The 21,092-nt window shown below is 73.0% G+C and carries 13 protein-coding genes and 1 pseudogene; 9 read left to right on the plus strand and 5 right to left on the minus strand.

The genetic code is table 11. The annotated features are described in order from the left end of the window. Nucleotides 1–23 precede the first annotated feature (23 nt). Together OHA37_RS06140 and OHA37_RS06145 are read left to right on the plus strand one after the other, a co-directional pair. A complete protein-coding gene (locus tag OHA37_RS06140) occupies nt 24–1,484 on the plus strand; it encodes a M20/M25/M40 family metallo-hydrolase (RefSeq protein ID WP_266903252.1) in 1,461 nt (486 codons plus the stop codon). Next, the gene (locus OHA37_RS06145) at nt 1,481–3,043 is read left to right on the plus strand and encodes a YfcC family protein (protein WP_443046119.1); all 1,563 of its coding nucleotides are present in this window, start codon (nt 1,481–1,483) and stop codon (nt 3,041–3,043) included. Before OHA37_RS06140 ends, OHA37_RS06145 begins: the two co-directional genes overlap by 4 nt. Before the next feature lie 114 nt (nt 3,044–3,157). On the opposite strand, the gene metG is transcribed toward OHA37_RS06145, so the two are convergent. Together metG and OHA37_RS06155 are read right to left on the minus strand one after the other, a co-directional pair. Then, on the minus strand, nt 3,158–4,873 hold the full coding sequence (gene metG, locus OHA37_RS06150; RefSeq protein ID WP_266903254.1) for a methionine--tRNA ligase: 1,716 nt from the start codon (nt 4,871–4,873) through the stop codon (nt 3,158–3,160). Between the two features lie 319 nt (nt 4,874–5,192). After that, nucleotides 5,193–7,289, minus strand: a complete 2,097-nt coding sequence (locus OHA37_RS06155; protein WP_266903255.1) for a hypothetical protein — start codon at nt 7,287–7,289, stop codon at nt 5,193–5,195. A gap of 232 nt (nt 7,290–7,521) precedes the next feature. Between OHA37_RS06155 and OHA37_RS06160 the strand changes: the two genes are divergently transcribed. Together OHA37_RS06160 and OHA37_RS40760 are read left to right on the plus strand one after the other, a co-directional pair. Further along, the gene (locus OHA37_RS06160; RefSeq protein WP_266903256.1) at nt 7,522–8,127 is read left to right on the plus strand and encodes an RNA polymerase sigma factor; all 606 of its coding nucleotides are present in this window, start codon (nt 7,522–7,524) and stop codon (nt 8,125–8,127) included. An 806-nt stretch (nt 8,128–8,933) separates the two neighbouring features. Then, nucleotides 8,934–9,680, plus strand: a pseudogene (locus OHA37_RS40760) (IclR family transcriptional regulator domain-containing protein); the annotation flags it as partial. A gap of 472 nt (nt 9,681–10,152) precedes the next feature. Here the strand turns inward: OHA37_RS40760 and OHA37_RS06170 are convergent. Continuing rightward, nucleotides 10,153–11,838, minus strand: a complete 1,686-nt coding sequence (locus OHA37_RS06170; RefSeq protein WP_266903257.1) for a serine/threonine-protein kinase — start codon at nt 11,836–11,838, stop codon at nt 10,153–10,155. A 123-nt stretch (nt 11,839–11,961) separates the two neighbouring features. Here OHA37_RS06170 and OHA37_RS06175 point away from each other — a divergent pair, with 123 nt between their 5' ends. The 5 genes from OHA37_RS06175 to OHA37_RS06195 all read left to right on the plus strand — a co-directional run bounded on the left by OHA37_RS06175 (nt 11,962) and on the right by OHA37_RS06195 (nt 19,747). After that, nucleotides 11,962–15,153, plus strand: a complete 3,192-nt coding sequence (locus OHA37_RS06175) for an NACHT domain-containing protein (RefSeq protein WP_266903258.1) — start codon at nt 11,962–11,964, stop codon at nt 15,151–15,153. Nucleotides 15,154–15,214: 61 nt separating this feature from the next. Next, on the plus strand, nt 15,215–15,796 hold the full coding sequence (locus OHA37_RS06180) for a TetR/AcrR family transcriptional regulator (protein WP_266903259.1): 582 nt from the start codon (nt 15,215–15,217) through the stop codon (nt 15,794–15,796). Between the two features lie 178 nt (nt 15,797–15,974). Continuing rightward, nucleotides 15,975–17,150 (plus strand): agmatine deiminase family protein, encoded by a 1,176-nt coding sequence (locus OHA37_RS06185; RefSeq protein WP_266903260.1) that lies wholly within the window; start codon nt 15,975–15,977, stop codon nt 17,148–17,150. 96 nt (nt 17,151–17,246) lie between these two features. Further along, nucleotides 17,247–17,987 (plus strand): urease subunit gamma, encoded by a 741-nt coding sequence (locus OHA37_RS06190; RefSeq protein WP_266903261.1) that lies wholly within the window; start codon nt 17,247–17,249, stop codon nt 17,985–17,987. A gap of 80 nt (nt 17,988–18,067) precedes the next feature. Further along, complete coding sequence (locus tag OHA37_RS06195; protein WP_266912545.1) at nt 18,068–19,747, plus strand: urease subunit alpha; 1,680 nt, start codon at nt 18,068–18,070, stop codon at nt 19,745–19,747. Here OHA37_RS06195 and OHA37_RS06200 read toward each other — a convergent pair. Next, the gene (locus OHA37_RS06200; RefSeq protein ID WP_266903262.1) at nt 19,735–20,319 is read right to left on the minus strand and encodes a GNAT family N-acetyltransferase; all 585 of its coding nucleotides are present in this window, start codon (nt 20,317–20,319) and stop codon (nt 19,735–19,737) included. The genes OHA37_RS06195 and OHA37_RS06200 overlap by 13 nt on opposite strands. Then, nucleotides 20,316–20,888 carry a TetR/AcrR family transcriptional regulator gene (locus OHA37_RS06205; RefSeq protein WP_266903263.1) on the minus strand — a complete coding sequence of 191 codons (573 nt, stop codon included), beginning with the start codon at nt 20,886–20,888 and terminating at the stop codon, nt 20,316–20,318. Before OHA37_RS06205 ends, OHA37_RS06200 begins: the two co-directional genes overlap by 4 nt. Nucleotides 20,889–21,092 lie beyond the last annotated feature (204 nt).

Raw genomic sequence — 21,092 nt, forward strand, 5'->3', positions numbered from 1 at the left:
GGGGAGCACAGGGACGGTGGCAGGTGGACGCGGACGGCTCGCACAACCTCGAAGCACAGGTCGACGCCCTGATGGACGGCCTGCGGGCCGACCTGGAACGGCTCGCGTCGATCCCCTCGGTCGCCTTCCCCGGGTACCCGCCGGAGCCGGTCCTGGAGGCGCACGACCTGATCGTCTCCCTGCTGCGCGAGGCGGGCGTCCCCACCATCGAGCGGATCGACCTGCCCGACACCGCCCCGGTCGTCTACGGCGAGATCCCGCCCCCGCACCCGGGCGCACCGACCGTCCTGCTGTACGGGCACTACGACGTCCAGCCCGCCGGAAACCCGACCCTGTGGCTCTCCCCGCCCTTCGAGCCGACGCCCGTCGCCGGAGTCCCCGGCGGCCTGCGGGCGCGCGGGATCGCCGACGACAAGTCGAACGTGATCGCGCACCTGGGCATGCTCCGGGTGTACGGCGGCCGGCCGCCCGTCGGGATCAAGCTGGTGATCGAGGGGCAGGAGGAGTACGGCAGCCCCTTCGACGACTACCCGCCCACCGATCCGGACCGGTTCGCCTGCGACGCGATGGTCATCGCCGACCTCGGCAACCTGCGGCCCGGCACCCCGACCCTGACCACCGGCCTGCGCGGGGCCTGCGAGGTGATGGTGGAGGTGCGCACGCTCGCGGAGGCACGGCACAGCGGGGAGTTCGGCGGAGCCGCCCCCGACGCCCTGCTGGTCCTGCTCCGGGCGCTGGCCACCCTGCACGACGAGCACGGGGACGTGGCGGTGCCCGGGCTGCGCCGCGATCCCTGGGAGGGAACGACCTACACCGAGGAGGAGTTCCGCGAGCTGGCCTCCGTCCGGGACGGGCTGCCGCTGATCGGCACCGGCTCGCTCGGCGAGCGGCTGTGGAGCGGACCGGCCGTCACCGTCATCGGGCTGGACGCCCCGGACGTGGCGGGCGCCGCCTCCGCCGTGGTCCCGTACGCGCGGGCCAAGCTGAACCTGCGCTTCCATCCCCTCCAGGACCCGAAGGAGGCCCGGACCGCGCTCGTGGAACACCTGCGCGCGCAGCGGCCCTTCGGGATCCCGCTCACCGTGACCCCGGGCGACACCGGCCCCGGCTTCGAGGCGCGGACGGGTGGGCCCGCGTACCGGGCGGCGCTGACCGCGCTGAAGGAGGCCTGGGGCACCGAGGCCTCCTACGTGGCCACGGGCGGCTCCATCCCGCTGGTGAACGGCCTCGCGCGGGCGGCTCCGGGGGCGGAGGTGCTGCTGTTCGGCGCACAGGACAGCATGTGCAACCTGCACGCGCCGAACGAGCGGGTGCTGCTGTCGGAGGTGCGCAACACGGTGGTGGCGATGGCCGCCTTCGTCCGGGAGTACGCGGCGGACTTCGGCGCGGACCCCGGCGCGGACCCCGGCGCAGCGTTCGGCGCGGACCTCGGCGCTGTCGGCGACGGGGCCGCCGCCCAGGACCCCGCCGGAGGCGCCCGGTGACCACCGCGACCCCGCCCCCGGCCGCTCCCCCGCCGCCGGCCGCACCCGCGCCCGTACCGCCGGAAGGGCCGCCGCCGGCGCGGAAGTTCTCCTTCCCCAGTGCGCTGACGATCCTGGCCATCGTCACCGTCGCGATCTGGCTGCTGGCCTTCCTCGTCCCGGCCGGCGAGTACGACCGCAACGACAGCGGCGCCCCCGTGTCCGGCACCTACCACCGGGTCGAGGGCACCCAGAGCTTCACCGATCGCCTGAACGACCTGTTCCTCTCCCCCGTCAACGGGCTCTACGGCCTCCAGGACCCCAAGACCGGCGAGGTCGGGCCCACCTTCAGCGGCGATCTGTACGGCAGTGCGGGCGTGTTCCTCTTCGTGCTCGCCATCGGCGCCTTCATCACCGTCGTGTTCGCCACCGGGGCCCTGGACCGGGGCATCGCCCTCCTCGCCCACCGGCTGCGCGACCGCGGGGCGCTGCTGATCGCCGCCGTGATGGTGGTCTTCTCGATCCTGGGCACCGTGGAGGGCTTCGCCGAGGAGACCCTCGGCTTCTACGGCCTGCTGGTACCGATGATGCTGGCCCTCGGCTACGACCGGCTGGTCGCGGTCGGCGCCGCCATCCTCGGCGCGGGCGTCGGCGTGCTCTGCTCGACGGTGAACCCCTTCGCCACCGGTGTGGCCTCCTCGGCGGCCGGCATCTCGCTCGGCGACGGGATCGGGCTGCGGTTCCTCATGTGGATCGTGCTGACCACCGTGACCGTCCTCTACGTGATCCGGTACGCCCGACGGGTCCAGAAGGACCCCTCCAAGTCGATCTGCGGGTTCCTGCCCGGGGACCGGGAGCAGAAGGCCACCGGCGCCGAGGAGGTGGAACCGGAGCTGACCCGGCTGCACAAGACCGTGCTGGTCCTGCTGGTCCTCGTCTTCGCCTTCATGATCTTCTCGGTGGTGCCCTGGTCGAGCGCGCTGACCGGCAAGGCGGACGCGGCCCCGTACGCCTGGGAACTGGACTGGTCCTTCGCCCAGTTGGCGGCGCTCTTCATCTGCGCGGCCGTGCTGATCGGCCTGGTCGCCCGGATGGGCGAGGCCAAGCTCAGCTCCACGATCATCCAGGGGGCCGCCGACTTCATCTCGCCCGCCCTGGTCATCATGCTGGCGCGCGGGGTCACGGTCATCATGAACAACTCGAAGATCACCGACACCGTGCTGCACTCCATCGAGGGTGTGGTGAAGGGGACTTCGTCCGGGATCTTCGCGATCATCGTGTTCCTCGTGAACCTCCCGCTCGCCTTCCTGATCCCCTCCACTTCCGGGCACGCCACGCTCACCATGCCGATCCTGGCCCCGCTCGCCGACTTCGCGGGCGTCTCCCGCGCGCTGATGGTGACGGCCTGGCAGTCGGCGAGCGGCTGGATGAACCTCTGGGTCCCCACCACCGCCGTCACCATCGGCGGCGTGGCGCTGGCCAAGGTCGGCTACGACAAGTACCTGCGCTTCGTCTGGCCGTTGCTCGGCATCCTCTTCGTGCTGATCTGCGGGTTCCTGGCCCTGGGCGCCGCGATGTGACGGCGGCGTACGCCGCGGGGAACGCACGCAGGGGCGCGACCCCAACGGGTCGCGCCCCTGCGTGCGTTGCTGCCTGGAAGGCCGGTCGGCCAGGCAAGATCCGAAAGATCCGGCCTAGGCGTCCGGGTTGCCGCCGAAGCGCTCGCGGTACGACTCCAGGTCCTCTTCGGAGATCCTGGGGAAGAGCACCGGCGGAACCGTGAACGGCGTGCCCGCCGGCACCGCGTCGAGCGACGCGGCCTGCTCCGGGGTGACCCACGTGGCCGTGTCGTCGGCGAGCTCGAACGCGGAGCGCATGGCGCGCGCCGAGGCCGGGATGAACGGCTCGGAGACCACCGAGTAGAGGTGGATGAGGTTCATCGCCGTGCGCAGGGAGAGCGCCGCACCGTCCAGGTCGGTCTTGACCTCCGTCCAGGGGGCCTTCTCGTCGAGGTACGCGTTTCCGGCCGACCACAGGGCGCGCAGCGCGGCCGCGGCCTTGCGGTACTGGAGCGTGTCCATGTGGCCCTCGTACTCGGCCAGCAGCTCGGCGATCTGCACGCCCAGCTTGGCCTCGACCTCGCCCGCGGGGCTGCCCGCGGGGACCTCGTCGCCGAACTTCTTGCGGGAGAAGGTCAGTACGCGGTTGACGAAGTTGCCCAGCGTGCCGCCGAGGTCCTTGTTCACCGTGGCGGCGAAGTGCTCCCACGTGAAGGAGGAGTCGTCGGACTCGGGCGCGTTGGCGATGAGGAAGTAGCGCCAGAAGTCGGCCGGGAGGATCTCCAGCGCCTGGTCGGTGAAGACGCCGCGCTTCTGCGAGGTGGAGAACTTGCCGCCGTAGTACGTCAGCCAGTTGAAGGCCTTGACGTAGTCGACCATCTTCCACGGCTCGCGGACGCCGAGCTCGGTGGCGGGGAACATCACCGTGTGGAACGGGACGTTGTCCTTGGCCATGAACTGGGTGTAGCGGACGTCCTCGGCCTCGTACCACCAGGACTTGTAGTCGCGGTTCGCCGGGTCGGCGTCCGCCCACTCCTTGGTGGAGGCGATGTACTCGATCGGGGCGTCGAACCAGACGTAGAACACCTTGCCGTCGGCGGCCAGCTCGGGCCACGTGTCGGCGGGCACCGGGACGCCCCAGTCGAGGTCACGCGTGATGGCGCGGTCGTGCAGGCCCTCGGTCAGCCACTTGCGGGCGATGGAGGACGCGAGCTGCGGCCACTCCTCCTCGTGCTCCGCGACCCAGGCCTCGACCTCGACCTGGAGCTTGGACTGGAGGAGGAAGAGGTGCTTGGTCTCGCGGACCTCCAGCTCGGTGGAGCCGGAGATGGCCGAGCGGGGCTCGATCAGGTCCGTGGGGTCCAGGACGCGGGTGCAGTTCTCGCACTGGTCGCCGCGGGCCTTGTCGTAGCCGCAGTGCGGGCAGGTGCCCTCGACGTAGCGGTCCGGCAGGAAGCGGTCGTCGACCGGCGAGAAGACCTGCCGGATCGCGCGCTCCTCGATGAAGCCGTTCGCCTGGAGCCGGCGCGCGAAGTGCTGGGTGATCTCGCGGTTCTGCTCCGAGGAGCTGCGGCCGAAGTAGTCGAAGGACAGCTCGAAGCCGTCGTAGACCGCCTTCTGGGCGTCGTGGGCCTGCGCGCAGAACTCGGCGACCGAGAGGCCGGCCGCCTTCGCGGCGAGCTCGGCGGGGGTGCCGTGCTCGTCGGTGGCGCAGATGTAGAGGACGTCGTGGCCGCGCTGGCGGAGGTACCGGGAGTACACATCCGCCGGAAGCATCGACCCGACCATGTTGCCCAGGTGCTTGATCCCGTTGATATAGGGAAGCGCGCTGGTGATCAGGTGTCGAGCCATCCTCGGATGCTCCATTTCATATATGCCGGTACGACGTGACGTGCGGTTCATCGTATCGAACCGCCGAAACGCCACGCCCCGCATTTCTTCGGGGTGGACTGGGGGTACAGCGCAAAACTGGAGGGTGCAAAGCAAAAGCGAGGACTGTGACCACTCCGTCACGGCCCTCGCGCTGGGGCCATGGTACAGCGGGCCGGGCAGCCCCCGAACCGCCGTCCACGCCGCCGGGACACCGTGCGCGGCGGCCGCGCACGGCGCTCCGGAGGACGGCCCCGGCGCTGCGCCGGCGGTGCCCCGGCGGTGCCCCGGCGATGCGCCGTCAGTCGCGGCCGCCCCGGCCGCCGTCGATCGCGGTGATCCGGACGCCGCTCGCGAGCCTGCCCGTCAGGGTGGCCGCGGGGCCCTGCGGACCGGCGACGGGGACGGTCAGGGTCCGCCCGGCGGCCTCCGCGCGGACGGCCCCGGCCGCCGTGATGCCCGCGACCTCTCGGCTGCCGGCCGCCAGCAGGTACCAGCGTCCGGCCGGGGAGCGCCACCGGGTGCCCGCGAGCAGGTGCTGTCCGAACCGTCCGCACGCGGCGGTCGCGCGGGACCGCGCCACGTCCTGCGGGGGTCCGGCGGGCAGCCGCAGCTGGACCAGGACGTCGCCCGGGCCGGCCCAGCCGGAGGCCCGGGTGCAGGTCCAGACGGCCCGGCCCGCTCCGTCGGGGAGTTCGGAGCCGGCGAAGTCCCAGACGTTGACGGCCCGTACCCCACCCGCCCGGTACTCCCGCAGCCGGCAGGCGACCGGCGCCCACGCGGCCCGCGCGGCCGGACCGGTGGCCTCGCGCGGCTGGCGCGCGGCCACCGCCGCGGGACCGTCGGGCAGCGGCGTGTAAGTGAGGTGTACGGGGGTCAGCGCGCCCAGGTCGGCGAGGACGAAGGCGTGCTTCTCCACGATGCGGGCGGAGGAGGTCAGCTCCAGTACGGGCCACGCCGCGCAGGCTCCGCCGGCGCCGCCACCGCCGTCGGCTCCGTCGGCGCCGCCCATGCGCGGCACCGCGGTCTCCTCGGTGACCCCGTCGGCGGTGACGGCCAGCGGCTTGGCCCCCTCCCCCGTCCGGAGCAGGTCGCGGGTGCCGGCCCGGGCGATCCACGGCGCGAGCAGGTACCTGGCCCGGCCCCCGTCCGCGCTCCCGTTCCCCGGGGTGCGGCTCAGCGTCAGCGCCGCGGCGGTGGTCACGTTCGCCTCGTCGGTACGGGCGAACGCGAGCTCCCGGCCGCGCGGCCCGTCGGCTGCTTCGCCGTAGCGCACCACCCGGTCCCCGTCGAGCAGCAGCACGACGGCCCGCCCGGCGACGTCGCCCGCGTACAGGAGCTGCGGCGCGCGCAGCGGTGCGTCGGTGGCCGTCCCCGGCGCGGCCGTCACCGCCACCTCCCGGGGCCGGGCGGCCCAGGCCGCCAGCGCGCGGGCGAGCAGGCCCCGGTCGGCGGTGCGGGCGCCGCGGGCGGGCCAGGCGGTGAAGTCGACGCGGGCGGTGTCCGCCCAGGCCTCGGCGGGCACGCGGACCAGCCGGGCGGGGTCCAGGGCCCCGGCGACGGCCGGTCCGGCGAGCGGCGAGGCCTCGGGGCGGGGCGGCGATCCGTCGGCCGCGAGGATCCCGGCGGCCAGGGCCAGCGCGGCCGCGGCGGTCCAGCCGGCCCGGGTCCGGCGGCGCCGGCGCAGCAGGTCCGTGGGGCGGGCGCTGACCACGGCGGCGTCGAACTCGACGCCGCCCGGCCCTCGCAGGAGCGTTTCCCCAGCCGCCTCCCCGGCACGGGCGCGCGCACCTGGGGCGATACCGGTACCGCCCCACACCCCCGGTGGCTGCGAGCCCGTCTCCCGCCCCGGCCCCGGGGACCACTCGCGCCAGGCGGCCAGCGCCTCGCGCACGGCGTCCGCCGGGTCGGCCACCCCGGCCTGCCCGAGCAGCCGGGCCACCGCCTCCTCGGGCAGGCCGTCCATGCCGTGCAGGACGAACGCGGCCCGGACCGGCCCCGGAGCCGCGCCCAGCGCCCGCGCGGGCTCGTCGATCCCACCCGCCGGGGGCCACAGCCGCAGCCCCCAGACGAAGGGCGGCACCGGCGGCCACCCGAGCCCGGCCGCGGCCAGACGGGCCCGGCCCGACGGGGCGAGGCTCGCGCGCAGGACCCGTACGCGCACCTCGGTCAGGGGGCCGCCCGGCCCGTCGGGCCCGGCCGGAGCCTGGGTACTGCCGCGTCCGCCGCGCGGGAGTGCTCGCTGGACCGCCTTGTGCGCGAGGAGGACCCGGGCATGGCGGCCCAGCGTGACCGGGAGCGTCACGTAGGCGAGCCGTACCAACTGGGGGTAGTGCTCGACGAGGACGGCCTCGGCCTGCTCCACGGCGGTGGAGCCGAATCGCTGTGTTGTACCCACCCTCCGACAAACGAGTGAATCTTGGGATGGTCACACGCCGTGCCCTCCGGCGGGGAACGAAAGGGACGCACAGGAGAACGGCATATGCGTTTGCGCTGGTTGAGCGTGTGCGTGATCGACATCGATCATCAAGCGATCATCACCGAACGTAATTCTTCCAGCTTTCGTCTCTGCGCCCTCCGAGTGCGCCCGCGCTGATTTCCTTGCCCCGCACACGGGATGGGGTGGAGCGGTGAGCGATGGCAGCGGTCCGGAGGAGTCCGGTGGCGGGGCCGTGGGTCTGCCGAGCCGGCGACGGCGGCCGGCGCCCATGAGCCAGTGGGATTCGACGGCGCGCCTGTCGTACTGGGCCTTCCACGCCGACCGGCGCCCGGCCTACATGCGGTTCGCGTACCTGCAGCTGGGCTCGGACGCGGCGGCCGAGGAAGCGGTCGACGCCGCCTTCGACTCGATCATGGGCGAATGGCTGCGGATGCTGCACATGGACCGGCTCGATGCCTATGCGTGGACCGTCCTCAAACAGCGGCTGATCGACCGGCAGTTCCGCCGCAGCCCCTGGCCGGAGCCGATGGACACCAGTGCCTTCGAGGCGGCGCTCAAGGAGGCCCACGCGGAAGCCGACCAGTACGAGGTGCTCACCGACACCATCCGCTTCTACTCCGCCGTCTCCCGGCTCGCCGAACGCCAGCGCGACGCCGTGCTGCTGCGGTACGGGCTCCAGTGCACCCCCGGCGAAGCCGCCGCGATCATGGGTGTGGACGAGGCCACGGTCCGCTCGCAGCTCGGCCAGGCCCAGCGGCGCCTCGCCCGGCTGCTCGACGCGTCCGCCGAGTCATGAACCGCAACACGAGCCGCGGAACCCGCCGCGAGGACGGCGGACTCCCGCGTTCCCTGGAGCAGTTCCTGGCCCGGGCGAGCGTGCGCGACCGCTATCCGCACTACGACCTGGGCGCGGCGGAGACCCGGCTGCTGCGGGGCGCCGACTCCGTGGCTCCGGCGTCGAAGCCGGGCTCCGCACCGGCCCCCCGGCGCGGCGGCGCCCACGCCCGGCGCCGCACGCTGGGCTGGAGCGACCCCCTGCGCGATCTGCCGCTGGACTCCGAGCGGGCCGGACGCGACCTCAAGGCCGCCTGTCTGGCCTCCGTGTGCGCCACCGGGGCCCGGGAGCGGCTCGACGCCTTCGAGAGCGACGGCCACGCCGACCTGCCCGGAGCCGTGGTCTTCGGCTGTCTGCTGCACCTGGCCGGACTGCGCGAAGGGGCCCGGTTCTGGTGGCAGTTCGCCGCCGGGTCCGGGCGCAGCCGCACCACGCACGCCGCGTACTGCCTCTTCCTCGACCACTCGCGGCGCGGCGAGCACCACGACGCCCGTTTCTGGGCCCGGGAGTTGGGCCGGCGCCGCTTCCGGCCGGGCGGACGGCGGGAGCTCCGGGAGGTGCGGCTGTGCGCGCAGGCGGCGGTCCTGCGCTACGTCGACCAGCTCGACGACCCCGACCTGGGCCCGGTGCCGCTGCCCAGGCCCGGGGTGTCCCTGGCACTGGACGCGTTCCGGCCGCCGGCCGCCCCACCGCTCCCGCCGCGGCCGCCCCGGCTGGGGGCGGGCCCGCTGCGCCACCCCGCGCTGACGGCGGCGGCCCGCGGGACCGTGGTGCAGCCCGGCGGGGGCGAGGCCCTGGCGGCGGCGCGGCGCGCCCTGGCCGTCGTACGGGTCCTGCAGCGGCGGCCGCTCGGCGTACGGTCCGGGCGGCTCGGGCGGGAGGCGGGCCTGGCCGAGGCGGAGCTCGGGCCGCTGCTGTCGATGCTCTGCGAGGAGGAGTACGCGTACCGCTCCGGCGTCGGGGTCTACGCCCCCGGGCCGGCCCTCGACCGGCTCGCGGCCCCGGGCGGCCGGGGCCTGGCGGCCCAGTTGCAGCGCACGCTGGCCCTGGCGCGGGACAGCGCCGGCGCGGCCGTGTACCTGAGCCGGTACGCGGAGGGCGAGGTCCGGATCACCCAGATGGCGGACGGGCCCGGCGCCCCGCCGGTACGGGAATGGGTGGACTTCCGGGACGCCGCGCACGCCAGTGCGGTGGGCAAGTGCCTGCTGAGCCAGCTCGATCACGACGGCCGCGCCGACCACGTGGCCCGGCACCGGCCCGCCCGGCTCACCGAGCGGACCATCACCGACAGCCGGGCCCTGTTCAGCGCGCTCGACGCGGTGGCCCCGGGGGCCCCCGTCTTCGACCTGCGCGAGTACGCCCCCGGCGTGGTGTGCGCGGCCGTGCCCCTCGCGCTCGGAGACGCGGCGGGCAGCCTCGCGCTGTCGCTGCCCGGCGGGCACGCGCACCGGCTGGGCCGGGCCACGGAGGCGCTCCGGCTCAAGGCGGTTCCGGTGCTGCTGGCGCTGCTGCTGGCGGGGGCGATCCCGCCGGACGGCACCGAAGGGACGGACGACGCCGACGGCGCGGACGGTACGGCCGCCATCGACGCCGTGTTCGCGGCCGACGGCCCGGGCGGGACGGGCCCGGGCGGGACGGGCCCGGCCGACGCGGCAGCCGGCCCGGAGTCCTCGCGGGGCCCGGCGGATCCGGAGCCGCTGCCGATGCCGGTACCGGTCACGGCGGAGACCCTGCGCCAGCTGCGCAGCCTCTTCCGGACCCCGCTGACGCGGGCCACGGCCGGGGCGGACGGGCCCCATCTGGTCAGCGACAGCGCCTCGGAGGCGGCGTACCTCTTCGACGCCCCCGAGGGCGACGGGGCCCCGGGCCTGGCGCTCCCGCGCACCTTCGCCCCGCTGGCGCCGGGCAGCCTGCGCCATACCGACGGGCTCGACGGGCTGGTGGTGCTGCACACCTGACCGGAGCCGGTGGGGAGGGGGACCGGGTTCAGGGGGTGACGGAGCCTGGTACGCCGGGTACGAAGGTGGCCACGGCGGTGTCGAAGTGACGCTTTGCTTGGATGAGTTCACCCACCGGGGCGGAGACCCAGATGTCGTACATCCGGCCGTTCTGGTCCCAGCAGAGGTCGTAGGTGTGCCGGTCTCCCTCGGCCGGGGTGAAGCCGTTCCAGGTGAACTCCCACAGTGCCGCCGGAAGTTCGTGGTGGGTCGTGGAGACGACCGTGCCGGCGCGGTAGCCCGGGTTGGTGTCCGGGCCCTTGGCGTGGGCCTGTCGCATCACGCCGAGCGGGCCGCCGGGCACCGGCATCTTCACCCGGATCCCGATGCGGAAAGCCCCGTCCGGGGAGACGTAGAAGACCCGTTGGTCGTCGGTGGCCCGCTGGTACCCCTCGGGCACGGCGATGGCGAAGCCCTGCGGGTCGGCGAAGGTCCGGTACCCGGAGGGCGGCACGCTCAGGGTCCCACCCACCGCACTCGGGGTGGAGCCGGCCCCGCCCGGGGGCGAGGGCAGGGGCGCGGGCAGGGTCGCGGAGCCGTCGGGGGTCGCCACCGCACTCCGCGATCCGCGCCCCGACTCCTCCCCACCGAGCAGTGAGCGCAGCGGGTCGGCGCCCACCACCACCCCGGCCGCCACCAGCACGGCGGCGGCCGCGATCAGCCCGAGGCGCAGGCCCGACCGCCCGGCGACCCGCTGGCGGGCCGTCGGGCGCGGGGGCACGGCCGGGGCGGTCAGCCCCTCGGAGGCGGAGGCGGGCACGGAGGAGGGGGCGGGCACGGAGGCCGGGACCCCGTCGGCGGGTACGGGCACACGGTCGGCCGGTACGGGGCTGTCCCCGCCCGGCACGGGACTCCCCCCGGCCAGATAAGCCGACAGCAGCCGGTCCGCCTCGGCCGCCGCCATCCGCCGCTCCGGGTCGCGTTCCAGCAGGCCCCGGATGACCGGCAGGAGCGGCCCGGCCTGGGCGGGCGGGCGGATCTCGGCGGAGACGACGGCATGCAGGACGCCGCCCAGCGAATCGCGACGGAAGGGGGATTCCCCGGTCAGCGCGGTGCACATGAGCGTGCCGAGCGACCACAGGTCGGCGGCCGGCCCGGCCGCGGCTCCCTGGATCCGCTCGGGAGCCGTGTACTCGGGCGAGCCGACGAAGGCACCCGTCTGGCTGATGGTGGTGGCCCCGGAGAAGCGGGCAATGCCGAAGTCGGTGAGCACCACCCGGCCGGTCCCCGACTCCATGAGGACGTTGGCCGGCTTCACGTCCCGGTGCAGCACGCCCCGGCCGTGCGCCGCGGTCAGGGCGCCGAGCAGGGCGAGGGCGGTCCTGGCCGTCTCGACCGGGGTGAGGGTCTTCCCGGCGGAGACCAGGTCGGCGAGCGAACCGCCGTCGACCAGTTCCATGACGATGCAGGGGCGCCCGTCGTGTTCGACGACGTCGTGGACCACGACGACGTGGGGGTGCCGCACCTGCGCCACGGCCCGCGCCTCGCGCAGCGCCCCCGCGGCCACGCCGTCACCGTCACCCTCGCCCACGTGCAGTTCCTTGACGGCGACCGGACGCCCGAGCAGTTCGTCGGTGGCCCGCCAGACGGTACCCATACCGCCCCGGCCCAGCCTGTCCTCCAGGCGGTACCGCCCGGCCACCACGACTCTGCCGCGCACCTCGTCCTGTGCCACCGCGCTCCCTTCCCCGCACCCGATCCCGTGGCCATGATGCCGCAGCCCGCGATCCCGGCGGCACGGGCGCCGCGCACTCTAGAATCACGACGGCACCGGTCACAGCTCTACGGGGGGGCACACGTGGAACCCACAGCCATCGGCCTCAAGTTGGCAACGTCCGTGATCGGCCCGCTCGTCAGGAAGTTCTTCGTCTCGGACGCCCCGGGCGCGGGTCTGGTCGACAAGCCGGTCCGGCTCTCCGGATACGTCTCGTTCAAGGGTGAGAAGCGCACCCTCACCGAGTCCGACGTACGCACCCTGGCCGCCACCCTCGTACAGCAGGCCCTCAGCACAGGCGAACGCCGGATCCCGGCGGACGAGCAGGAGGCCGTCACCGACGCCCTCGCCGCGACCCTGCATGCCCTGGGCGACCTCACGATCACGGACGTCGACGCCGTCCGCCTCGGCCCGGAGGCCTTCGCCCGCGAACTGCGCCGCGCGGCCGACCGCCCGGAGCGCCACCTCTCGGCCGACGCCACGCACGTCTACGAAGCCCTGCTCGGCCTCGCCTCCCTGCACATCCTGGAGTTCTTCACCCAGCGCAAGACCTTCACGGCCCGTGCCCTGGTCAGCCAGACCCGAGCGATGGACGAACTCACATCAAAAACTGATGAGTTGATCCGCCGCACCCCGCTCCCCGACGCGGCGGACGTCGCGTTCGAGGCCACGTACCTGCCGTACGTGGCCAAGAAGCACTCCAAGCTCACCATCTACGGCATCGACCTCAGCAATTCACCGACGCGCTGGCCGCTGGACGTTGCCTACCTCAGCCTGGAGGCGGCGCCACTGGGGCGCACGGAGATCTCCTGGGACGCCTACGAGACCGCGGAGGACTTCCTCGCGGTGCAGCGGACCCTGGAACCCCAGCCCGCGGATCAGGCGCTGGCCCGCACCCCCCGCGTCCTCCTGCGGGGCGAGGCCGGTTCGGGAAAGACCACGCTCGTGCAGTGGCTTGCGGTCACCGCCGCACAGCAGGACCGCACGGACCTGCCGGCGTACCTCCGCGACCGGATCCCCTTCGTACTCCCCCTGCGCACGCTCACCCGCCACGGCGAACGGCTCCCGGCCCCCAAGGACTTCCTCGCCGCGATCGGCTGCCCCCTCACCGGCTCCCAGCCCGCCGGATGGGAGCACCGGGTGCTCACCGCCGGGCGGGGGCTGGTCCTCGTGGACGGCATCGACGAGATACCGGAGCCCGAGCGCGAGCGGACCCGTCGCTGGCTGCGGGACCTGATCGACACGTACGACGGCGACAACCGCTGGCTGGTCACCTCGCGCCCGTCGGCCGTGGGCCAGGACTGGCTCACGGAAGAAGGGTTCAGCGAACTGGCCCTGTCCTCCATGGGACGCGCCGACACCGCCACCTTCATCAAGCGCTGGCACGCGGCCGCCCGCGGCGGGGCCGAGTCCGCAGCCGAACTCGATGCGTACGAGGCCCAGCTCCTCACCGCCGTCCGCTCGAAGGCCGACCTCGGCATGTTGGCCACCAACCCCCTGATGTGCGGCCTGATCTGCGCGCTTCACCGCGATCGACGCGGCTATCTCCCTCACGGCCGCAAGGACTTGTACGAGGCCGCGCTATCGATGCTGATCAGCCGCCGCGACCGGGAGCGGGACATGAACGTCCCCGACCTCAGGGAGGAGCCTCAACTGGAGCTGCTCCAACGCCTGGCCTACTGGCTGATCAAGAACGGCCGTACGGAAATGGACCGCACCCAGGCCGAGGACATCATCGGCCGCGCCCTCCCCGCCGTCCCGGAGGCGGCGGCACTGGGTGATCCGTCAGCCGTCTTCGACCACTTCCTCCAGCGCAGCGGCCTACTCAGCGAACCGGCCCCGGGAACGGTGGACTTCATCCACCGCACCTTCCAGGACTTCCTGGGCGCGCGGGCCGCGGTCGAGGAGGGCGACTTCGGGCTGCTCGCCAGTCATGCCGCCGACGACCAGTGGGAGGACGTCATCCGCATGGCCGTCGCGCTGGCCCGGCCCCGCGAGCGGGTGACCCTCTTCGAGGGCCTGTTGAGCCTCGGTGACCGCACCGGAGACCGCCGCGTGCACCTCCTCGCCGCCGCATGTCTGGAGCACGCCACGACGCTTGAGCCGGCGGTCCGCGAAGCGGTGGAGGGACGCATCACCCGGCTGATCACGCCGCGCGACAGGTTCGATGCCCGCGACTTGGGTACTTGGGGGCCACTGGTCCTGGACCTTCTGCCCGGCCCCGACGGCCTGGACGAATCGGACTGCTACTACACCGTCATCGCTGCTTCCAGGGTCGCGTCCGATGCCGCCATACCCTTCTTGGCCCGCTACTCCGGACACCCCTCCCTCAAGGTGCGCAGCCAGCTCATGTGGGCCTGGTCCCGGTTCGACAGCGCCCTGTACGCGGATGAGGTCATCGCACACCTCGACCCGGACGGTCTCGACTACAGCATCACCTCCGACGCGCAGCTGCTCCATCTGGAGCGTCTGAACCTCCGCGCGAAGGCGCTGGACGTCAGGAAGGCCGTGTCCGTGGAGGCGCTCACGTCGCACCTTTCCCGGAACAAGATCACGAAGCTCCAGCTGACGAGTCTCCCGCTGACGGATCTGGAATTCCTGCGGGCCCAATCGGACCTCACATCGTTCTCGGCCCTCAGCTGCCCCGCACTCGCGGACCTTTCCCCTCTCATCGGGCTTCCGATCAGCCGCCTGGCCATCGAGGGCTCGACCACCATGGACCTGAGCCCGCTGAACCGGCTGCCGACGCTGACGCACCTCTGGCTCTCCGGCGGCGTACCGCTGGACTGGTCCCCGGAATCCCTCCACCCGCGCGCCCCCCTGCACCACCTGAACATGACGGAGGGAGCCGTCTCGGAGCAGGGCCTGAAGGGACTCTCCCGCTTCGCCGCCCTGACGTCCCTCACCTACCGGTCCGACCGGACATCCGCCGAGGACTGGCAGGAGATGGCAGAGCTGCCCGCACTCCGAACCCTCGCACTGGAGGCCGTCTCGCTGGAGACCCTTCCCCCGGACGTCGTCCTGGCACAGGTCACCGCCCTCGCCCTCCACGACGACGGCGGTACATCCGCCGCACAGCAGGTGCTCGACCGACTGCCGCACGCCTTCCCCGCTCTCGTCTCCGGTGTGTACTCGGGGGCCCTCACGCCCGGCCTCGACGTCTCCCCACTGGGGGACATCGTCAGCCTGGAGTCTTTCGATATCGACCTGCCCACCGACATGCTTCAAGGCGTCGCATCACTGCCCTCCCGCCTCACGATCTCCCAAGAGCGCTGACCAGACCTTCGGTCAGTCCGGATCCACTCGGGCCCCCGCCCTCCGGGTAAGGTGTCGGACCGTGGCTGATCGTCGAACGGCAATCATGGAAGGCGCCGCGCGGGTCATCGCCCGGCGCGGCGTCCGCGGCCTGCGCGTGGAGGAGCTCGCGGCCGAGGCCGGGGTGTCCACGGCGTTGATCTACTACCACTTCAAGGACCGCGCGGGGATCCTCCGCGCCACCCTGGAGTTCATCAACGACCGCGCCGGCCGGTACACCACGGAGCGGGACCCCGCCGATCCCCCGCTCGACCCCATGGGCGAGCTGGAGCAGACGCTCCTGCTGGAGTTCCAGGACGACCCCGCGGTACGGGAGAACAGCACGGCCTGGGGAGAGCTGCGGGCCAGCGCGGTGTTCGACCCCGACCTGCGGGAAGACCTCGCCGGCGCCACCCTCGTGTGGATCCAGGAAGTGAGCGAGCTGCTCGGGCAGGTCCGCCCCATGGCCGGAGCCGGCGCCCTGTCGAGTGCCGCCGAGCGGCTGACCGCCCTGGTGGAGGGGCTGAGCTCGCGCTGGCTCAGCGGCAGCCTGCCCCTGACGCACGCCCGTGAGCTGATGGTGTCGTCCATCGCCGCCGAGCTGGACCGCCTCTCCCGCGCCTGATCCCCCACCGCTGAGCTCCACTGGATCCTGAACCGGTCGGGACCGAACCGAACCGGACCGGACCGGTCACCTCAAGGGATCACGCACGTCGCGCGCCTTGACTGAATTTTCAGTCAGTGACAGAGTCTGGCCATGGCCGCTCTCGGCCGGCTCCCCCACGCGATCCGGAGGCTCATCGATGCCCGACTCCCCCGACGACAGCCGCTCCCTCCTCGGCCGGCTGTTCGGCTCCAACCCCTCCCGCAGGATCGTCCTGGGGGCCGCCGGACTCGGAGCGGCCGGGGTCGCGGTCGGCACCGCGGCCGCCGCGGTCCCGGGCGCGGTCCGGGCGCCGAGCGCGGGGGTGCAGCGCTGGCGGGTGGACCTCGACGACGTTCCCCACACCCGCACCTGGATGTCCTGGCCCTCGCGCTCGTCCATCTGGGGCGGCCGCGCGCTGGCCGGGGTCCAGGAGGACATCGCGCTGATCGCGAAGACGATCGCGCGCTACGAGCCCGTCATCATGTGCGCACCGGACTCCTCGACGGCCGCCACCGCCCGCTCCTGGTGCGGCCCGGGCGCGACCGTGACCACCGCCATCGGCACCGACGACCTCTGGATGCGCGATATCGCCCCGGTCTTCCGCCGGGACGGCCGCGGCGGGCTCGACGCGATCGGCCTGAACTTCAACGGCTGGGGCAACAAGCAGGCCCACTCCTACGACGCCCACGTCGCGGAGAGCGTCGCGTACGAGGCCCATCTCCCCTTCGGCAAGACCGACTTCGTCGGCGAGGGCGGGTCGATCGAGACCGACGGCGACGGAACCGTGATGGCCACGGAGAGCAGCCTCGTCAACAAGAACCGCAACCGGGGCTGGAGTCGCGCCGAGGTCGAGGACGCGGTCCTGCACGCGTACGGCGCCGACAAGATGATCTGGGTGCCGGGCATCAAGGGCAAGGACATCACCGACGACCACATCGACGTGACCTCCCGCTTCATCCGCCCCGGTGTGGTCATGGTCCAGGTGCCGCCGGCGAGCCGCGACGACGTCTGGGCGCGCGATGCCCGCCAACAGTTCGCGATCCTCTCGGCGGCCACGGACGCCCGGGGCCGGCGGCTGACCGTCATCAAGGTCGACGGTCCCGACACCGTGCGGTCGAAGAACCCCGATTTCGTCGACTCGTACATGAACTTCCACGTGGTCAACGGGGCCGTCATCACCGCCCAGTTCGGCGACTCCGTCAAGGACGCGGCGGCGAAGCGGACCCTGGCGGCCGCCTTCCCCGGGCGGACCGTGGTGCAGCTCGACGTCGACCGGCTGATGGCCGGGGGCGGCGGCATCCACTGCTCGACGATGGCCGAACCGCGCCCGTAGAGCCCGTAGAGCCCGCCGATGCCGGTACCGGCAGTTCCGGTACCGGCAGTACACCGGGGCGGTCCGCCCCGCCCTTCACAGATGAGGCCGTATGCGATGCGACTGACACCGACCGAGCGGGACCGGCTGCTGATCTTCACGGCGGCGGAACTGGCCCGCGCCCGCCGCGCGCGCGGCGTGAAGCTCAATGTCCCCGAAGCCACCGCGCTGATCACCGACACGGTGTGCGAGGCGGCGCGGGACGGCCGCCGGCTGGCCGAGGCGATCGCTGCGGGCCGCCACGCACTCAGCGCCGAAGAGGTGCTGCCGGGGGTCCCCGACGTGGTCACCTCGATCCAGGTCGAGGCCGTTTTCGACGACGGTACGAGGCTCTGCGTCATCGACGACCCCTTCCGGCAGGAAGGCTCGCTCGGGGCCGACGCCCCGGGCGCCGGTCTGCCGGGTGACGGCGAGGGCTACGGCCCCGCCGCGCCGACCGTGCGCCTGGCCGTACGGAACACGTCGAGCGTGCCCATCAGCGTCACCTCGCACTTCCACTTCTTCGAGTCGAACCCGCGCCTCGCCTTCGACCGCGCCGCCGCCTACGGCACCCGGCTCGCCGTGCCGGCCGGCTCCTCGGTGCGCTTCGACGTCGGCGCCACCGTCGTGGTGGACCTGCTGCCCATCGGCGGGGCGCGCGTCGCCATCGGTTTCGCCGGTCTCGTCGACGGCCCCCTCGACGCGCCCGGCGCGCGCGAGGCCGCCCTGGCCAAGGCCCGGGCCACGGGATACCTCACCTCGTACGAGGACAGCGCGAATTCGTCCAAGGAACAGGCACAAGGACAGGAGCAGGCATGAGCGGCAGCGTCTTCGACTCCGCGGGCTGCCACGGCCGACCGGGCGCCGCCCCGGCGGACAGCACCGACCCGCACGACTACATGACCGTCCACGGCCCCCGGGCCGGCGACCGGATCCGGCTCGGCGACTCCGGGCTCATCGTCCGGGTCGAGTCCGATTCGCAGAGGCCCGGGGACGAGTTCCTGGCCGGCTTCGGCAAGACGGCCCGCGACGGACTGCACCTGAAGGCCGCCGCCGTCCGCGACACCTGCGACATCGTCATCAGCAACGCCCTGGTCATCGACGCCGTCCTCGGCATCCGCAAGACCAGCATCGGCATCCGCGAAGGGCGCATCCACGCCATAGGCCGGGCCGGCAACCCCGACACCCTCGACGGGGTCGACGTCGTGGTCGGCACGGGGACGACCATCGTCTCCGGCGAGGGCATGATCGTCACGGCCGGCGCCATCGACACCCACGTCCACCTGCTCTCCCCGCGGATCATGGAAGCCTCCCTGGCCTCCGGGGTCACCACGATCATCGGCCAGGAGTTCGGCCCGGTCTGGGCGGTCGGGGTCAACTCGCCGTGGGCGCTCAAGCACGCCTTCAACGCCTTCGACGCCTGGCCCGTCAACATCGGCTTCCTGGCCCGCGGTTCCTCCTCGGACCCGGCCCCGCTGATCGAGGCCCTCGCCGAAGGCGGCGCCTCCGGCTTCAAGGTCCACGAGGACATGGGCGCGCACACCCGCGCCCTGGACACCGCCCTGCGCGTGGCCGAGGAACACGACGTACAAGTCGCCCTGCACACGGACGGGTTGAACGAGTGCCTGTCCGTCGAGGACACCCTGCGGGTGCTGGACGGCCGGACCATCCACGCCTTCCACATCGAGGGCTGCGGCGGCGGCCACGTCCCCAACGTCCTGAAGATGGCCGGCGTGGAGAACGTCATCGGCTCTTCGACGAACCCCACCCTGCCCTTCGGCCGGGACGCGCTCGGCGAGCACTTCGGCATGATCGTCTCGGCGCACGACCTGAAGGTCGACCTGCCCGGCGACGCCGCCATGGCCCGCGACCGGATCCGCGCCGGGACGATGGGGGCCGAGGACCTCCTGCACGACCTCGGGGTCATCGGGATCACCTCCTCCGACGCCCAGGGCATGGGCCGCGCGGGCGAGACCGTACGCCGCACCTTCGCCATGGCCGGGAAGATGAAGACCGAGCTCGGCCCGCTGGACGGCGAGGGCTCCTACGGCACGGCGGAGAGCGGCGACGACAACGAGCGCGTGCTGCGCTACATGGCCAAGCTGACCATCAACCCGGCCATCGCCCACGGCCTGTCCCACGAGGTCGGCTCCATCGAGGTCGGCAAGCTCGCGGACCTGGTGATGTGGTGGCCGGAGTACTTCGGCGCCAAGCCCCAACTGGTCCTGAAGGGCGGCTTCCCGGCCTACGGGGTCACCGGTGACCCGAACGCGTCGACCGACCGCTGCGAACCGCTGGTCCTGGGGCCCCAGTTCGGCGCGTACGGGGCCACCGCGGCCGACATATCCGTGGCGTTCGTCGCGGAAGCGGCCGTCCAGAACGGCGACATGATGCCCACCCGGCGCCGCCGGGTCGCGGTCCGCGGGACCCGGGGCATCGGGCCGAAGCACATGCTCCGCAACAGCCGCACCGGCAGCGTCGACGTCCATCCCGGCACGGGCCTGGTGTCGCTCGACGGGGAGCCGCTGGTCTCCGAGCCGGCCGACTCCATCTCGCTCGGCCGGCTCTACTTCCTCTGAGACGCGGCCCCTCGTACGGGCGGGCGGAAGTCCAGCATGCAGAACACCTTGTCGTAGCGGCGTTCGCCGACGGCGACGAAGCGGGGCAGCCGCCCGTACTCGGTGAAGCCCAGTGAGGCGTACAGCCCCAGGGCCCGGGTGTTGTCTCCTCGCGCATCCAGCGTGAGGACCTCGATCCCGGCCTTGCGGGCGTCCTCGACGAGAGCGGCGGTCAGCGCCCGGCCGAGCCCGAGCCCGTGGGCATCGGCGGCGACCGCGAGCTTCTCCAGGTCCGCGTGCGGCCGGTGCGTGGGGCGGCCGTAGCGCTGCCAGTACCCGAGCCCGACGAGCCGGTCTCCGAGGCAGGCGGCGCGCAGGGCCGCGTCCCCGTTCCGCACGGCGGCCACGACGCCGTCCAGCAGCTGCGCCACCTGGTCCGGCCCGGGCGGTTCGACCCAGCCCAGCGCGGCTCCCCCGGCCACCAGCTCGGCCAGGATCCGGTGCGCCGACGCGGCGAACCGGGCCGCCCGCTCCGGGTCGGACACCAGCTCCAGGGCGTCTACGATCACCGCTCCGGCGGCCCGGTCGGTCATGCGGCCAGTTCCCCGTCGATCGCGTCGGCGAGGAGCCGGCGCGCGTGGTCCAGGGGCAGCGAGCCGCTCAGCCACCGGACGCTGAGGCCTTCGAGGAGGGCCGTCAGGCGTTCGGCGGCGGCCGCGTGCTCGGGGGCCGTGCCGGTGGGGCGGGCCTGGGCGAGGAGGTAGGAGATCTCGTGGACCCAGCTGTGCGTGGCCTTGGCCACGTCCTCGCGCAGGTCGGGATCGAATACGGCGCTGGCCCTCAGCTCACCCCAGGCGGTGCTGTTCTCCCGTACCTCCGGGGCGTCCTGGAGTTCGAGGAGCAGGGTCCGCTTCAGTTCGTCGCGGGGGCTCTCCGGACCGTCCGAGCCGTCCTCGCGTTCGGCGGTGTAGCGATCGGCGCGGTCGCTGATGAACTCCAGCGTGCGGCGCAGGATCCCGGCGCGGTCGGTGAAGTGGTAGTAGATCAGCGAGGTGGACACGCCCGCTTCGGCGGCGAGCTCCCCCACCCGGAGCCCGCGCACGCCGCGGCGCGCGATCACTCGCGTGGCGGCTCTGAGTATTTCCGTTCGACGGTCTGACACGAAGGGTCACTCTACCCGTCGACTCCGTCACCTGGGGCTTTTCCTGACCGTAACATCAGGCACCCCTTTCCGGTGATACCGCCGTGATCATGCCGATTCAGGGGCCCTTCCGTACCCTGCCCGACACCCGGTGTGACCGTTTCCGCATCAGCTTGGCGAGAACCATTGACTGAATTTTCAGTTTGGTGGACGATGCGGGCACCC

The sequence above is a fragment of the Streptomyces sp. NBC_00335 genome (assembly GCF_036127095.1).
Taxonomy (GTDB): Bacteria; Actinomycetota; Actinomycetes; order Streptomycetales; family Streptomycetaceae; genus Streptomyces.